The 14946-nt window shown below is 69.5% G+C and carries 19 protein-coding genes; 6 read left to right on the plus strand and 13 right to left on the minus strand.

Annotation, left to right across the window (positions count from 1 at the left end; translation table 11 throughout):
- Positions 1–205: 205 nt before the first annotated feature.
- Positions 206–511 carry a hypothetical protein gene (locus AB0M08_RS12115; RefSeq protein WP_364491929.1) on the minus strand — a complete coding sequence of 102 codons (306 nt, stop codon included), beginning with the start codon at positions 509–511 and terminating at the stop codon, positions 206–208.
- 221 nt (positions 512–732) lie between these two features.
- Positions 733–939: a hypothetical protein gene (locus AB0M08_RS12120; RefSeq protein ID WP_364491931.1), complete on the minus strand. Its 207-nt coding sequence runs from the start codon at positions 937–939 to the stop codon at positions 733–735.
- A gap of 223 nt (positions 940–1162) precedes the next feature.
- Between AB0M08_RS12120 and AB0M08_RS12125 the strand changes: the two genes are divergently transcribed.
- From AB0M08_RS12125 to AB0M08_RS12145, 5 genes are read left to right on the plus strand one after another with little or no spacing between them, the layout of a single operon-like run.
- The gene (locus AB0M08_RS12125) at positions 1163–1369 is read left to right on the plus strand and encodes a hypothetical protein (RefSeq protein WP_364491933.1); all 207 of its coding nucleotides are present in this window, start codon (positions 1163–1165) and stop codon (positions 1367–1369) included.
- Positions 1366–2487: a hypothetical protein gene (locus tag AB0M08_RS12130; RefSeq protein WP_364491935.1), complete on the plus strand. Its 1122-nt coding sequence runs from the start codon at positions 1366–1368 to the stop codon at positions 2485–2487. The genes AB0M08_RS12125 and AB0M08_RS12130 overlap by 4 nt, the downstream gene beginning before the upstream one ends.
- Complete coding sequence (locus tag AB0M08_RS12135) at positions 2487–2702, plus strand: hypothetical protein (protein ID WP_364491937.1); 216 nt, start codon at positions 2487–2489, stop codon at positions 2700–2702. The genes AB0M08_RS12130 and AB0M08_RS12135 overlap by 1 nt, the downstream gene beginning before the upstream one ends.
- Positions 2703–2713: 11 nt before the next feature.
- Positions 2714–4435: a DUF87 domain-containing protein gene (locus AB0M08_RS12140; protein WP_364491939.1), complete on the plus strand. Its 1722-nt coding sequence runs from the start codon at positions 2714–2716 to the stop codon at positions 4433–4435.
- Entirely contained in the window at positions 4432–4650 is a 219-nt protein-coding gene (locus tag AB0M08_RS12145; RefSeq protein ID WP_364491941.1) for a hypothetical protein, read from the plus strand. The genes AB0M08_RS12140 and AB0M08_RS12145 overlap by 4 nt, the downstream gene beginning before the upstream one ends.
- A gap of 43 nt (positions 4651–4693) precedes the next feature.
- Here AB0M08_RS12145 and AB0M08_RS12150 read toward each other — a convergent pair whose 3' ends face one another.
- Both AB0M08_RS12150 and AB0M08_RS12155 read right to left on the minus strand, forming a co-directional pair.
- On the minus strand, positions 4694–4996 hold the full coding sequence (locus AB0M08_RS12150; RefSeq protein ID WP_364491943.1) for a hypothetical protein: 303 nt from the start codon (positions 4994–4996) through the stop codon (positions 4694–4696).
- A 166-nt stretch (positions 4997–5162) separates the two neighbouring features.
- Positions 5163–5408, minus strand: a complete 246-nt coding sequence (locus tag AB0M08_RS12155) for a hypothetical protein (RefSeq protein WP_364491945.1) — start codon at positions 5406–5408, stop codon at positions 5163–5165.
- Positions 5409–5557: 149 nt separating this feature from the next.
- On the opposite strand from AB0M08_RS12155, the gene AB0M08_RS12160 reads away from it, so the two are divergent.
- A complete protein-coding gene (locus AB0M08_RS12160; RefSeq protein WP_364491947.1) occupies positions 5558–6637 on the plus strand; it encodes a helix-turn-helix domain-containing protein in 1080 nt (359 codons plus the stop codon).
- 72 nt (positions 6638–6709) lie between these two features.
- Here AB0M08_RS12160 and AB0M08_RS12165 read toward each other — a convergent pair whose 3' ends face one another.
- The 9 genes from AB0M08_RS12165 to AB0M08_RS12205 all read right to left on the minus strand — a co-directional run bounded on the left by AB0M08_RS12165 (position 6710) and on the right by AB0M08_RS12205 (position 14946).
- Positions 6710–6931 carry a holin gene (locus tag AB0M08_RS12165; RefSeq protein WP_364491949.1) on the minus strand — a complete coding sequence of 74 codons (222 nt, stop codon included), beginning with the start codon at positions 6929–6931 and terminating at the stop codon, positions 6710–6712.
- A gap of 80 nt (positions 6932–7011) precedes the next feature.
- Positions 7012–7317 (minus strand): hypothetical protein, encoded by a 306-nt coding sequence (locus AB0M08_RS12170; protein ID WP_364491951.1) that lies wholly within the window; start codon positions 7315–7317, stop codon positions 7012–7014.
- Positions 7314–8264, minus strand: a complete 951-nt coding sequence (locus AB0M08_RS12175; RefSeq protein ID WP_364491953.1) for a hypothetical protein — start codon at positions 8262–8264, stop codon at positions 7314–7316. The genes AB0M08_RS12170 and AB0M08_RS12175 overlap by 4 nt, the downstream gene beginning before the upstream one ends.
- Entirely contained in the window at positions 8261–8536 is a 276-nt protein-coding gene (locus AB0M08_RS12180) for a hypothetical protein (protein ID WP_364491955.1), read from the minus strand. The genes AB0M08_RS12175 and AB0M08_RS12180 overlap by 4 nt, the downstream gene beginning before the upstream one ends.
- An 8-nt stretch (positions 8537–8544) precedes the next feature.
- Positions 8545–9006, minus strand: coding sequence for a hypothetical protein (locus AB0M08_RS12185; protein ID WP_364491957.1), 462 nt, complete (start codon positions 9004–9006; stop codon positions 8545–8547).
- An 8-nt stretch (positions 9007–9014) separates the two neighbouring features.
- A complete protein-coding gene (locus tag AB0M08_RS12190; protein ID WP_364491959.1) occupies positions 9015–9296 on the minus strand; it encodes a hypothetical protein in 282 nt (93 codons plus the stop codon).
- A gap of 3 nt (positions 9297–9299) precedes the next feature.
- Positions 9300–10406 carry a DUF5047 domain-containing protein gene (locus tag AB0M08_RS12195; RefSeq protein ID WP_364491961.1) on the minus strand — a complete coding sequence of 369 codons (1107 nt, stop codon included), beginning with the start codon at positions 10404–10406 and terminating at the stop codon, positions 9300–9302.
- A gap of 1 nt (position 10407) precedes the next feature.
- Positions 10408–11187 (minus strand): hypothetical protein, encoded by a 780-nt coding sequence (locus AB0M08_RS12200; protein WP_364491963.1) that lies wholly within the window; start codon positions 11185–11187, stop codon positions 10408–10410.
- A 9-nt stretch (positions 11188–11196) separates the two neighbouring features.
- Positions 11197–14946 (minus strand): phage tail tape measure protein, encoded by a 3750-nt coding sequence (locus AB0M08_RS12205; protein ID WP_364491965.1) that lies wholly within the window; start codon positions 14944–14946, stop codon positions 11197–11199.

Below are 14946 nucleotides of genomic sequence, written 5' to 3' on the forward strand. Positions count from 1 at the left end.
CGAACGGGCCTGTGCAGGGAATCCTTCCCGTGGCCGTCCATCTGCGCTAGGGGGCTACCGGCGGCGGGTGGTGTCGCCGGACAGCGTCACCGACGCCCCCTGATGCCCCGGTGGTCCCGCAGGTATCTCTAGATACCTTCTGGCGGACCGTGGCTGAACTGAGTCTTTCGCGAAAGGTGAGCCGATGGTATGAGGTGGTGTTGGGCTAGTCGGCCAGCTGATCATCGTCCGCAGGGGCATCCCCGATGGCGGGTTTGCTCCGGCGCCGACCGCCGCTGCGCCCCTCGTAGATCTGCTGGGCCCGGCCCCGGTGGAGGCCGAGCGCAGTGGCGATCTCGCCGAAGCTCATGCCGTGCTCGTCTTTCATCTGAACGACGGCGTCCCGGCGGATCTGCTTGAGGCGGGCATGGAATTCGGGGATCGCGGCCATCCGCTTCCCGACCTCGATGGCGCGTTCGGTCGGGTCTTGGATCTGTTCGACCTCGTCGATGCCGGCCATCGGGTTCTCCATTCCGCGATCGTAAGGGGTCCCACTACACCGGCGACTCCGGCAACTGTAGTGGGGGGATCTACGTCGATCCCCCCACTACTGTAGTGGGGGGATCACTAAAAAGGACCCCCGGCGATCGACTCCCTTAACCCACGAAAAATCCGAGGTCGGATCCACCGAATGATCTAGGCGCGATGAATGCGAAACGGGCCGACGCCCTCCGAATGCGACGAAAAGGGCCGCTATTCGCCCTGGCCGGCCTTTCGTAGTACGCGAGCGCGGCGCAGCTGGTAGATCTTCCGCTCGGCCAGCGGCTTGTGTCGCCACCCGTCGCCCTCTTCGCCCCACTCGCGGGCGCGCCGGTCATCATCGGCGAGGGAGCGCTGGATGGTGCGCCGGTCCACCTCGAGGAGGGTGGCTGCCTCGGTCACGCTCATCCACTCGCTCACGTTGCGTCCCCTCGTCGCGCTGGTCTGGCGAGCATGATTTCACGACTCTGGCGACGGATGCGACCGAAACTCCGGTTGCGACTCCCGCGACTTTCGCGACATACTCAGGTCCAAGAACGACAACGGCCCTCGGCTGGCGAGGCAACGCCGACCGAGGGCCTTGGCCGACTCAAGCAGGGAGTCAAACCATGTGCATTCTCGCACCCCACCGGCAGGTGTCCTGATGGACCTCGCCACCTTCAACACGCTCCTGATCGCCTGCGGGGCGCCGGCCTGCGTCGGCACCGTTGCCGCCGTCTGCAGCGCCCTGGTCAACCGCCACGACGACCGGCTCGCCCCGCAGGTCCGCCGGGCCGGGTTCGAGCTCGCGCTCGCCGAGGACGGCTTGGACCTGGACGACGTCGAGGTCGAGGAGGTGTGGGCGGCATGACCACCTACCTGACCGGTTTCCTCGAGGACGCCGCCGCCGGCAGCCGAGAGATCCTGCTCGGCGCGCTGCTGGTGACCGTCGCCGTGCTGGCGCTGGCGGCACGGAAGATCCGTACGATCGCCCGGTCGGAGCGGCCGGACGAGCCGCTCGCCGCGTGGGCGATGCTGATCGGCCTCGGCTGGTCCAGCGAGGCCATCTGGGAGATCACCCGGAACCGGCTCCACTTCGCGCTCGGCCTGACGCTGCTGCTCTTCGTCGTCAACGAGTTGGCCCTGGTGCTCTCCATGCTCCGAGCGAAGCGTCACCAGCTCGAGCACGGCTGGCCTGGGCAGCCCGGACAGACCGCCTGGGGCCTCGCCGTCCTGATGGCGATCATCGCCGGGTCGATCTCTCACTCGGCGCCCGAGGCGATCCTGCGCGCGGCGATCCCGATCGTCGTCACCAAGCTCTGGTGGGACGGCATGGTCCCCGGGAAGCGGCCCGGCGCGACCAGCTGGCGGTGGACGCCGCGGACCCTGCTGGTCTGGATCGGCGCGATCCAGCCCGGCGAGCACGACATCGAGACGGTGCACCGCGAGCGCCTCACCCGGCAGCTGGTGAACCTGGAGTTCCGCCGCCAGCACGGCGCCGGATGGCTCACGCGCCGTCGCGCGGGGCGCCTCGCCCGGCTGAGCCTGGTCGCCGACGACGCCATGATCGACGAGGCCCGGGCCCGGCTTGGGCGCGCCACCTGGTTCGAGGCGGCGGCGACCGGGGACGCCCCGGCCACACCGGTGCCCGGTCTCCCGGACCGGCAGGCGAAGACCGAGAAGCAGGCCCGGCTCCGCCACCGGCGGCAGATCCGCACCCTGCGGCTGAAGGCCGTCCGCCGGGTTGTCGTCGCAGCTCAGACGCCCCGCAAAGACGACCGGGTGACGGAAGATGTCGACCTCGTGATCCGCGCCGTCCAGGCAGTGCTGCCCGGCGCGACGCAGAACCGGATCGCCCGCCTGGCGGCTACGTCGGAGAGCACCGTCCGGCGCGCCAACCGGCGCAACGCCACCCAGCAGCCGACGGCGACGAAGCCGATCAACGGCGCTAAGCCGGACCTCGTTGGCGCCGGGACGGGGGAGCACTGATGTTCGGCCGGAAGAAGCCGCAGGAGCCGCCGTTGCGCCGCGAGGTGGTGCTGGAGCTGGTCAGGCTCGGGATGGTTGAGTCCGACGCGTCTGACCGCAACATCGACAGCGACGAGTTCGAGGCGGCCAAGAACGCGTTCGACCGCGCGAGGCGAACCGCGACCCGGGCCGAGGTGAGCGCGGCGTTCGAGGCGCTGACCCGGAACGGCTACTGAACGGGGGCCACATGCAGATCACCCGGACTCTTCTCTACCGGTACCTCTCCGGCCAGCCGCTCAACGGACGCCGGGCCGGGCACCCGTACCGATTCCGTGGCCGTGGGCGTCTTGCTGGGTGGCAGCGTCAGGCCCTGCGTGTCGCCGTCCCTGCGGCTGCGGGCGTGGCGGCGCTCTACCCCGAGCAGGTACTCACGACTGCGGCGGCCGCCGCCGCTGTCGCCGCGGTTCGCAGTCGGCGGAAGCTGGTCGACCGCCGGTTCCGCGGTGCTTACATCACCCCGACGCTGGCCGCGCTCCGGCCAGCGCTCGGCCTGGAGTCCGGGATCCGGCTGCACGTCGACCCGGCGCTCGGCAGCCTCACCCCGCGGCTGGCCACGCCGCTCTCCCCGGCGGAGGAAGCGGTTCGGCTCTGGTACGGCGAGCGCCTGGAACCGATCGTGCGGTGGCTGCCCGAGCACTCGCAGCGCGTTGCGTGGGCGGTGCAGCGCTGGGCGCGGCCGGCGACGAAGCGGCTGGCGCTGTTCCGGCGGCCCGCCGAGGATCTCGGCCCGCGCATCGAGCTGGAGATCGACAGCCCGTACCTGACCCGGGAGCAGCGCCAGCTGGTCTCCAGCATCATCAGCTCAAAGATCCCGGCTGGCAGTCTGGTCGAGGCGTGGGAGCAGGTCGGGCCGCACGTCACCGCCCGCTGGACCGTCCGGAAGCGCCCGCCAGCGTCGGTCGGGTACGACGACCTGCTTGCGTACCTGCCGAAGCTGGCCGAGTGGGAGTTCTACATCGGGCAGGGCGTCGGTGGTCAGCCGGTGGTCATCTCGTTGAAGGACGACTCGCCGCACATCGCGTTGTCGGCCGGGTCCGGCGCGGGGAAGTCCGTGCTCGCGATGCTCATCGCCGTCCAGGTCCTCGCCCGGGGCGGCCGGGTCACGATCCTGGACCGCAAGGGCTCCCACCGGTGGGCGATCGGCATGCCCGGGGTGGATTACTGCACGAAGCCCGCCCAGATGCACGAGGCGCTGGTCCGGGCCGCCGTTGAAGCTGACCAGCTCAACGACGCGGCGTTGTACGAGGACGACGACTGGGACCCTGGCCCGCGCCACCTGGTCATCTGTGAGGAGCTCAACGCCACGATCGGCATGCTCGCGGTCTACTGGGCCGAGGTACGCGAGAAGGGCGACCCGAAGCGCAGCCCGGCGATTACCGCCCTCGGCGAGCTGCTGTTCATGGGCCGCGCCGTCAAAAAAAACGTCCTCGCGATCGCACAGATGCTGACCGCCCGGGCGATCGGCGGCCCGGAGGCCCGGGAGAACTTCGGGGTCCGGTGCATGGCGAGGTACACGGTCAACGCGTGGAAGATGCTCGTCCCGGAGGCTGCGATGCCGAAGTCGTCGAGGACGCTCGGCCGCTGGCAAATCGTGGTCGGCGGGACGGCCACCGAGTGCCAGGTCGTGTACCTGACGACCGCGCAGGCACGGGCCCTCGCGAACCCGAGCGAACGGCTTGATAGGCCGCTGAGCAGGGATGTCCCCGGAGACGGGGACATGATGACGCTGCGGGACGCGATCGACGCCGGGGTGATCCCCTGGCGGTACGAGGCGGCGAAGAAGCGTCTGCAGCGCCGGGTCGGCAAGGTGCCATCTCCTCGAGGAAAGCACGGCCTCGCGGACGTGTACTCGCGCGCCGACCTGGAGGCGTGGGCGGCCAGCGCCGCGCCGGCGGAGCGTGCGTCGTGATCGCGCTGCTGATCGGCGGCCTGGTCCTCGCCGCAGCCGTCTACGGGTACGAGTGCTGGCGGTGGCCGCTCGCGCACTGCCTCTGCTGCAAGGGCGCCGGGAAACACCACCGCGCTGACGGGAAGGTCTTCCGGAAGTGCTGGTGGTGCGAGGGCTCCGGATCCCGGCGCCGGGCCTGGCGCTGGGCGTGGGACTGGCTTCACCGGCACGGATAGCGAAGGCGGGCGCCCCGGCCGATCGGCCGGGGCGCTTCCGTGTTCAGGAACCGTGGGTCACGATGATCAGCGAATCGGCGAGGCCGTGCGTGCTCCGGCAGGTGTCGCAGAGGGCGCGTACGGCGTCGGGCAAGGTGTATCGCCCCGTCGGCTTGTACTCGTGCACCGGCCATTCCATCGGCACCACGACCACCTTGGCCCGAGGGTCGTGCGGGCTGACGCAGTCGTGCGGGACCCCGTTCGGGTAGTTGAGGGCCACGATGGCGATCGCCTGGGGGATCATCATCGGCGGCACGTCGCGGCAGGCCGGCGAGTGGATGATGGGCGCGGGCGGGTAGTCCTTCACGCCGCCCACCTCTTGCCCGGGTTAGCGACCATGGCGGCCCGCTGTTGCACCAGCCGGAGGCGGGCGCACTGCCGCTCGATGGGGCAGGGGTAGGCGTCGATGCCGCACCGGCAGCCACGAATCCAGGGCCGGAAGCGCCGCCACTGCCGCTGCGGGCCGTGCTGGCTCACCGGTCGCCGCCCGTCCACTTGAGGAACCTGGCGAACAGGATGGCGGACGACGCGTTGGGCATCACGCGGACGGCATCCTCGAGGAAGACCCACATGATCGTCGCGGCTGCGGCCCGGTCGTACTTCTCCGTCAGGGAGGCCCGCGCCGGATCGCAGGGCCATGGCCATCCGCACGACTTGCAGAGGAACGCCGGGGTCGGATCATGACCACCGAAATCGACATCGAGCGCCGTACTGGTCATGCCTATCGCCTCCCCTGCGACGGTGGTGGGGAAGGCGACGGGCCCGACCGGTCCAGGGCCTGATCCGCCGCCTCCACGGTGTAGCGTCCACTGAGCATGCTGTGATCAGGAGCACCTTGGGGTTTTCACTAGTTTTCAGAAGGTGGCCCATGGACGATCTTCACGCGAGGCTGCGGGAGGCGCGGGAGGCCGAAGGCAAGAAGGCCTCTGCGGTAGCCGCGGCGGCCAATGTCAGCGCGGCGCACCTGTGCAACATCGAAGCTGGGCGGCGACAGCTCACTGACGAGGTGATCCTCGCCTATGCCCAGGTACTTGGGGAGGACTGCATGCAACGTCGCGGGCTCATACTTGGCACCATCGGCGCCGGGCTCCTGGGACCAGCCGCCGCCCACCAGCTCATCGAACGGGGATTCAACGCCGCTCTGTCCAAGAAGGGCGCGGAGGACAAATGGCGGGCCGGCGTTCTCCAGTACGGGCGCGACTACATGGAGATCGGCGCGGCGAAACTACAGGACCGGCTTGCCACCGACCTGGTCCTTATCCAGCAGCAACTCGACACGCCGGGCATGTGGGCGGCCGCGGCCCGGCTGCTCACCACGTACGGGAAGACGAGCGGCGACCCTACCGAAGCGATCCGCTGGTACCGACTCGCGGTCCAAGCAGCTGACCGATCGGAGGACACTTCGACCCGGGTCTGGGTTCGGGGCCGTGCCGCGATCGCGCTTGCGTACGAGGGCGCAGCGCTCGGTACCGCCCAACAGCTCGCCACCAAGGCGATCGGCCTTTCGGACAAGCCGTCACTCGGTCGGCTGAATTCTCTCGTCGCGCTCGCCCACGTGGCTGGCAACCGTGGCGACCACGCGGCAGCGGTGACTGCCGACGACAACGCTCGTAAGCTCTTCGACCGGATCGGGTCGGAAGACGCGGAGATCAGCGACTTCGCTGTTCCAGGCTGGCGCATGGCGACCTTCCGCAGCATGTTGTACGCCCGGCTCGGCGACGTCCGCCGCGGACAGGCCGCCCAGGACGAAGCCGACGACGGCAGACCAGCCGCGCTGGTCCGATTCCAGACGCACATCGAGCTCCACCGTGGGCTGATGATGGCGAAGTCCGGCGACAAGGCTGGCGGCCTGGCCTACGCGCAAGCAGCCATGAACGCGTTGCCGCCGGAGAAGCGCTCGCAGACCCTACGCCTTGTACTCGCCGAGGTTGCACGCGCCGGAGCCTGAAACGACGAAAGCCGCCCCGCAGACCCGGTCGGGGTCTGCGGGGCGGCTTCGTGTGGGTGTCGCTGGGGCTGGTTACTCGGTGACCAGGCTCGGGTCGTCGGACGCGCCGACCGTGCTGGAGACCAGCGAGGTCAGCACGGAGAGGACGACGGCGCCGCCGGCGACACCGGCCGCGAGCGGCAGGTCGGCGTGCACGATGTCGAAGCCGTCCAGGCCCCAGAGGCCGACGAGGGCCTGAGCACCGGACTTGACCGCGCGCTCGGCGGCCGCGAGCCAGAACTTCTTGGTGAACACGGTGGTTCCCTTCCGTGGGTACGCGAAAGGCCCAGCACGGTGCTGGGCCTCGAAGAGGGGTGGGCGGTGGCGCGTACGGGTCAGGAGTCGTGGGCGCCGGTGGCCTGGGCGATCCGGTCGACGGCGTCGCGCATCGACCCGCCGGAGTTCGGCCTGACCTCGTGGTCGATGCCCTTGACCAGCTTGGTCAGCTCGACCTGGCCGGTCTCCAGGCTCTCGATGCGCTGGCCCCAACCGGGCTTCTTGCCGTCGCCGAGGACCTCGTCGGCGAGGTGGCCGAGGCGGCGCAGCGAGCGGAGGGCCTTGTTGGCCACGCTGAGCATGGCGGCGACGGCGACGACCGCCCCCGCGACCTTGCCGACCTCGATCAGCGCGTCCGTGGTCACGGCGCCTGCGTGAGGAGCGCGCCGAGCTTGGCCAGGTCGTCGGCGCCGAGCGACCCGGCTAGGAGGTCGGCGAGCTGCTCGACGCCGCCGCCGAGCAGCGCCGTCACGGTCTCCTCGTCGACCTGGGCGACCGCGGCGGAGAGCGCGTCGAGCGCGGCGGTGATCTTCGTGGTGTCGGCGCCCTGCGCCTTCGCGAGCGTTGCCACGGCGGTGCCGATCGCGGCGACCGCGGTCGCCTGGGCGGTCTGGCCGTCCATCAGCTTCTGCGTGCGCAGGAGCAGGTGGTAGAGCGCGGTGACCGGGGAGATGGTGGTGTTGGCCTTCCGCGCGGCCGCGGTCGTGGAGACCACGTTCGGGATGCCGCCGTTGGCGTCGGTGGTGCCGTTCTTGCCCGGGTCGTAGGCCCAGACGTCAGCAACAGTGGGCATGGTGTCGTCCTCCAGGAGACCGATTTCGGTGAGGTAGCGCCGGAACAGCGCGGTCTTGTCGCGCTTCTCGCTGTCGCGGAAGTAGGAGATGTGGGTGTGGTAGAGGTGGCTGCTGTCGCCGCTGGTGCGCCGGCCGAGCCGGTCCCACCGCTTCACCGTCTTGCCGTCGAGGGTGTAGATGACCTCACGGATGTCGCGGGTGTCGGCGGCACCGGCCTCGCACTCGGCGACTAGCCACGCTGAGAAGGTGCGCAGCGTGTGGGTCTTCCCGCCCGCCTTGACCGAGAACCAGCCGACGTCGAGCGCGCTGGCCGCGTCGGTGAGGCCGTTTTTGTCGCGGGACGACTCGATGATCGAGTACGCGGTGTCGGCCAGGTCGTCTTCGCCGAGGTGGTAGGAGGTGCCGGTGGCGGCGTGGCTGGTGTCGCCGACGATGCCGACCGCGGCGCCGGACAGGCCGGGGACGGTCGTGATCAGGAACGTCCGGGCGTCCTGCAGGGTGTCGGGGGCGTACGTCATGCGGAGGCCTCCGTCGAGGTGTTCGTCAGCGGGACGGTCTGCGCGACGCCGGTGAGCGTGATGCCCATCAGGCGAAGCGCCGAGCCGGGGTACTGGGCCTCGAGGATCGGCATCAGCGCCTCACCGATCTCCTGCAGCGGCGGGGTGTTGGCGTTGGCCTGGCTGGAGAACAGCGCCACGGGCAGGGTGAGGGTCACGTCGCCGATGCCGGAGTCGGCCAGGTCGCGGTAGGCGAACGAGGCCACGGGGGTGTCCGGGACTTCGATGAGCATGCGAGTCCTTACGGGTTGCGTAGGTACGCGGTGGAGATGCGGATGTTGGTGCCGGCCGCGATCGAGTCGCTGGCCGCGCGGAGGCTGACCTCGCCGCTGGTGGAGATCACGTTGCCCTCGCCGCCGACCGAACCGTTGCCCCACACGAACGAGGTGTAGTGCGACGGCCAGAGGGCGGACACGAGAGTGAAAACTGTGGTGTCGGTCATGTTTCCGCTGGTCACGGTGATTGCGGCGGTGTTCGACAGGTAGAGGTCGAGGAAGATCAGCCGGCCGCCGAGCAGGGTGATGGCGCGGACGTCGTTGACGGTGAAGCCGGACGAGACCGTGCCGATGCTGGCGGTCGTGGTGGTCAGGACCGGGGTGAGCAGCAGGTCGATCGCGGCGGCCAGCAGCTGCAGGTCCTGCGGCACGTTCGGCGCCGAGCTGAGCGCCGGGTACGGCAGGGCGAAGGTGGTGGTGCTGGGCACGAGGCCTCCTAGCTGGGCGGGGTGCCGACCATGCGGCCGAGGATCAGGAGGGAGCCGCTGGTCTGGTAGAGCACGGCGACGACGTGCCCGACGGCCGGCGCGTACGGGGAGAGGTAGGCCGCCTGGACCGCGGTGCCGCGCCAGGTCACGGTGGCCAGGGCGTTGCCGTCGGCGGCTGCGCCGGAGGCGACCGTGGTGACGGTGGCCGGCTCGACCCAGGCGGTCGGTGAGCCCTGCGGGGGGCGGCCTCGGAGGATTTCGGCGGCGAGTTTGGCGGTGGCCGAGGCCATGGGCTACTCCGAGGAGGGGATGTCGCCGTCCGGCCGGCTGGAGCGGGTGGTGATCGACTGGGTGCCGGAGACGGTCAGCGGGATGGTCAGCGCGTCGATCAGGTGGACCTCGGTGGTGCCGTCCGGGGCGAGCACGGTGATCACGTCGCCGCGGTCTAGGCCCGGGTGCACGACCGCCTCGATCGACAGCTGGGCGTTGACGCCCTTGGCCTTGTTCAAGATCGCGGTTGCGGCCTTGAGCGCCTGGGCGGACGTGGTGAGCGCCGCAGAGGTGTACCGGTACGGGACCCGGCCGAACGGGCCGCCGACGTACGTGCGCGACGTGGGGTCGGTGTCGGCGACGATTACCGGCGAGTACACCGAGCTGCCGGACGTCGACGACGGGTAGGCGACCACCACGTTGTAGGTCCGGGACCGGTCACGGATCCGGTCGCCGGAGAGCAGCACCCCGGACGCCGACGCGTCGACGGTCCACACCGGGGTCTGCGACAGCAGCGGAGCATCGCGGATGACCAGGCCGCCGGTAACGCCGAAGAACGCCTCGGCGCCGATGCTGGTGGCCAGGTCGATCGCGGCCGCGGCCCGGTCCTGTTCCCAGACCAGCGCGCCCGGAGTCGCGGTGGACGTCGCGGTGGACGTCACCGCGACGCTGGACAGCAGGGTCACGCCGGTGACCAGCCGCCGGATCTCGGAGGAGATCAGCGCGGTCGGCAGGGACGCGGCCGGTGTCTCAAATTGTTGGCGCTGCACGTACGCCCACCGGTCGGGGGCCGACCGGATCTGGATCCCGCCACCCGAGAGCGACATCTGCTGCTGATCCAGGGAGAACACGCCGAGCGGCACCATCTCGGTGTCGCCGGACGGGTAGCGGATCCCGCGGTACGGGCGCAGCTCGACACCGACGACGTCGAGGGTCTTCCACAGGGTGCGGTCGGCGAGGGTGACGTCCAGGGTCCGGCGCACACCGTCCCCGGAGTTGACGTTGACCTGCCCGTCGGTGATCTGCATGTTGGAAGCGATCAGCGACCCGGACAGGTACGCGTCGACCTGGAACACCGCGGTGTGCGACTCGCGCAGCGCGGCCCCGAACGTCGTGGAGACCGGATACACGTCAGGCCCCCGTGAGCATCGTGGTGTACGTGCTGTACGAGGTGATCAGGCCCTGGTAGGTGGCGTTCGCGGCGAGCACCGTGGCGTAGGTGCGCTGCGCGGCCAGCCCGCCGGCCGGACGCCCGACCGACGTGTACGGGGCGGTCCAGATCCGCCACGGATGCGGGTAGAAGTCCGGCCGGAGCCGGGTCTCGGTGAGATCCCCGATCGCCAGGTACTGGTGCCGCAGCGTCAGCCCGTAGCTCTTGCTGGCCGGCACGTCGAGCAGCAGCACGGCGACGTCGTCCAGGAGCGCGAGCAGCGCATCGTGCTCGGTGTCGTTCTTCGTCCGGAGCGTGATGCTGCCGGTCTTGGCCTTGCGCCGGCCGTCGGACACGACGATCGGGGTGGCCCGGCCGAGCGGCTGCAATACCGTCTGCACGACCGATCGGACCGGCGTCCCCTCGCCCTGGAAGTCGACCTTCTGGGAGAGCGCGGGGACGCCCGGGTGCCGGAGCCAGATGTCCGAGACTGACAGCGTCGCCGCCGAGCTCGTGATGCTCCCGGCGGTGGTCGTCGCCGTCCAGGTCGTTGACGCCTCGAACCACGACTCGTAGTCGTAGCCGACCCAGGACCCGGTGCCGTCAAGCGTGGCGGGCTCGGCCAACCGGACCGGGGTTTGCGTGCCGTCCGGGTCGTTGCGCACGATCGTCGCGGACGTGGACCCGGTGTAGGTCAGGCTGAGCAGCACCCGGGGCGGGTTGTTACCCGGCTCGGGGGTGGCGGTCAGGGTGGTGGCCATGATCGCCTCCTAAGCGGTCTGGTAGACGGTCGCGGCGGTGACCTCACCGAGCACCGTGTCGATCTCCATCCGGACGGCCTGGGAGATCGTGGTGGTGCCGAGCGTGATCGGGATGCTGGCCTCGACCGTGACCTGCCGGGCCGCCGACGACCCGCCGGTCGCCGAGCCGGGCCGCCAGACCGGCTGGCCGAGCCACTGCTCGCCGACGTGCTGCCAGATCGCCAGCGACCGCGCCTGGTCGCCGCGGCGCGGGATGAACGCCTCGCCGCCGGTTTCCTCTTCCGCCCACTGGTAGAGCGGCGCCCCGCCGGCCGCGATCTGCGCCTCCCGCAGCCCGCCGGACGCGCGTTCGTATACGCCGCCCCACCGGTTCTTGCTGAGCGTGATCCGGCCGTACTGCTTGTAAAGGCTGTCGACCTGAGCGCTGGTCATACCCGACCCGACCAGCACCTTTTTGAGGCTGGCCAGGTACGAGTTGTAGAGCGCCGTCGCCTTCTTTGCGTCTCCGGTCTCCGCGTACAGAGACTGCGCCGCCTGCTCGGCTGCGGAGAGGTACGAGAACAGCTCCTGCAGCTCGGTCTGGCCCGCCTCCGTCTTGACGTTGAACGTCGGCTTCGTCCAGGCGAACGACGTTTTCGCGTCGGACAGGGCCTGGTTCGCGGCGATCTGGTCCGTCACCGACTGGACGTGCGCCGACGAGTTCGACGGTGTCTTCTCCGCGATGTCGTAGTCCGGTTGCTCCGAGTACTCCGCGATCAGCTTCTTGCGCTGCTTCGCGTTCAGGCCCATCGCCTTCAGGCTCTTGTCGAGCTTCTTGATGTACTCGTCGTAGACCGCGTTCGCGGCCTTCAGGCTGCCGGTCTCCTCGTACTTGGCCTCCGCCGCCGCCTGGGCGGCCCGGACCCCGGAGATCAGCGCGGACCGGTTGTCCCGGCCCTTCTGCGTAGCCAGCGAAAAGCTCTTCCCGTTCTCCTTGAGGCTCCGCGTCAGGTCCGCGACCGCATTGCGGGCAGCCACGATCGCGTCCAGGTAGTCCAGGTGCGAACCGCTCAGCGAGGACGAACTGCTGCTCGACGACGGGGCGACGTTGACGTACCCGCCGGACGCGTACCCGGGAAGCGCCCTGCCGCCGGTCGCGTACCCACGGGACGCGAGGACACCGGGCAACTCACCCCACCGGTTGATGTAGTCCAGGACGCCGGGGTGGTCGTCCTCGAACCGTTGCCGAGACTCCTTGCGGACCACGTACTCATCGGCGTGGACCACGCCGGCCACGTCGTACATGCCACCCGGGCCGGTCCACCCGCCGGTCGCGTACGCGTTCTTGTTGTACGCCGAGGAAGCCGCAGACACGCTGATGCCCTTGGTCAGGGACTGCTGCAAGACCAGGAGGTCACGCAACTTCTGCTCTGCGGCCTCGGCGCCCGACACTGATACCGCCGTGTTGATCTCGGTCCGCAGGTCGTCGAGCTTCGTGCCGTAGTTCTCCACACCCTTGCGAGCGGCGACCAGGCCGGGAGTGGTAACCCCAGTCGACACGTTGTCGGGGACGTCCAGGTACGCGTCGACCAGGTTCTTGACGGCGGACTTGTTGTAGCCGAGCTGGATCAGGGTCTTCTTCAGCGAGCCGAGCTCGGACTTGTACTTGCCGTCCACCTCGTCGATGGAGTCGCCCTGGGCCAGGCGCGCGGCTCGTAGATCTTTGATGTTCTGGATCTGGTCGAGGACGGCGTCCCGGTTGTCCAGGCCTTCTTGGCTGTTGGTGCTCAGAGTCCGTTTGTCCTCGGTCAGTTCCTTGTTGAGGTCGCGGATGCCCTGCTTGTAGTTGTCGGTCGCCCGGTCCAGATCCATCTGGGCGTTGAACAGGGTGTCGAAGGCTTCCTTCAGCTCTTCGATCTTGGTGGCGGCGGTGTCTGCCTCGCTGCCCACCGCCGAGATGCCGTTGGCGGCTGTCGAGCTGGCCGACCCCGCGACTTCGACGGCGGCCGTGTACGTCGGGAACTGGGCCTTGAACTCCTCCATGCTGACGCCGTTGACGGCGAGCTGCTTGGCGAGCATGTCGAACGCGGCCTGTGCCTGGTCGGCCTGCCCCGACTGGACCATCTGAGCGAGCGCCTGGTCGACTGCAGTGATCCGCTCCTTGGTGCTGGTCAGGCTGTCGTCCGCCTTCGCCAGCGTCGACGAGAACGACTCCATGCCTTCGCCCAGCTTGCGCGCCAGGTTGTAGCGGGTGTTGTTCGTATCGGCGATCGTCTGGAACTGGCCGTCGAGTTTCGACAGGTCACCGCCGAGTAGCCGGGCCATTTCACCGGCGGCGACACCGCTATCGACGTACCGGTCCAGGCCGATCGCGAGCGCGTCGATCTGCGGGTTCAGGTCCTTCATCGTGGCGGAGATAGCCATGTCGGCCACTTGCAGCACCGCGAACGCGACAGCCGCCTTCCCCGCCGCTGAGGTCACTTTCTCCAGGACGCTCGCAGCCCGGCTGCCAGCCGGACCGACGCCTCGAAGCTCCTCGAGGAATTCGGCGGTGGATCGGCGTGCCTTTACCCAGCCAGCGGCGAGCAGCGCCGCTCCACCGCTCAGCCCGGCCAGGACGACGATGCTTTCCCCCACCGCGGGTGGCAGGCTCGCGAACCGGTCGACGAGTGTGTTTGCGCCCTGCGCCAACGTGCGGAGCCCATCGTTGGCGCCGCTGCCGCTCTCGATCGCCAAGGTCTCAAGCGATCCTTGGAGTCGCTCGATGTCGCCGATCAGGTTGTCGGTCTTCTTCGCGGCCACCTCGGAGGCGTAGCCGGAGTCGTTGACGTTGTCGATCCAGCCCTGGATACCGGACGAGCCCTGCTCATACAGCACGCTCGCGGCGCGGATCGCGTCTGATCCGAAGATCGTGGAGAGGGCGGCGTTGCGCTGCTCGGTGGAGAGGCCGCCAAGTTGGGACTGCAGCTGGCCGGCCAGGTCGACCAGGCCGACGAAGTTGCCGGTCGAGTCGTAGACCTGGATGCCCAGGTCCTCCATCGTCTGCTTGGCTTCCTTGGTCGGGTTCGCCAGCATCATCAGCGCGGTCTTCAGCGAGGTGCCGGAGTCCGAGCCCATCAGGCCTGCGGACGCGAACGCGGCCAGCGCGCCGACGGTGTCCTCGACCGAGAGGCCCATCTGCGAGGCGACCAGGCCGCCCTGCGACAGCGCCTCGGACATGTCATGCACGCTTCCCTGCGCCTTGCCCGCACCGGCCGCGAGCAGGTCGGCGATGTGCGGAACATCGGAGCCGGACAGCTTGAACTGGGTCATCGCCGACGCGGCGGCCTCGGCGGCCTCCGCAACGTCCAGGCTTCCGGCTGAGGCCAGGCTCAGCGCGCCGTCCAAACCGCCGGAGAGGATCTGCGCGGTGGACACGCCCGCCTTGGACAGCTCCTCGATCGCCTGCGCGGCCTCCGTGGCGCTGTACGAGGTCTCCTTGCCCGCCTGGACTGCCGCCGTACGCAGCATGTCCAGTTCCTGGCCGGCCGCGTTGGTAGCGGCGGCGACTGCCGACATCTGCTTGTCGAACTTCGCGGCTGCGCCGACCGCCAGGCCAAACGCTGCAACTCCAACGGTTCCGACCCTGGCCATGCCGTCCGCGACGCCGTCGAAGTTCCCGGCCTTCACCGCCCGGTCGACCTCGCTGGAGAACTGCCGAAAGGCGCCGCCGGCGTCGCGGAGCTTGGCCTTCAGGCCGCCGATCGCAGCGTCGATTTTGATCGTGACGGTGCGACCCAC

Source organism: Actinoplanes sp. NPDC051851 (genome assembly GCF_040681165.1).
Lineage (GTDB): Bacteria > Actinomycetota > Actinomycetes > Mycobacteriales > Micromonosporaceae > Actinoplanes.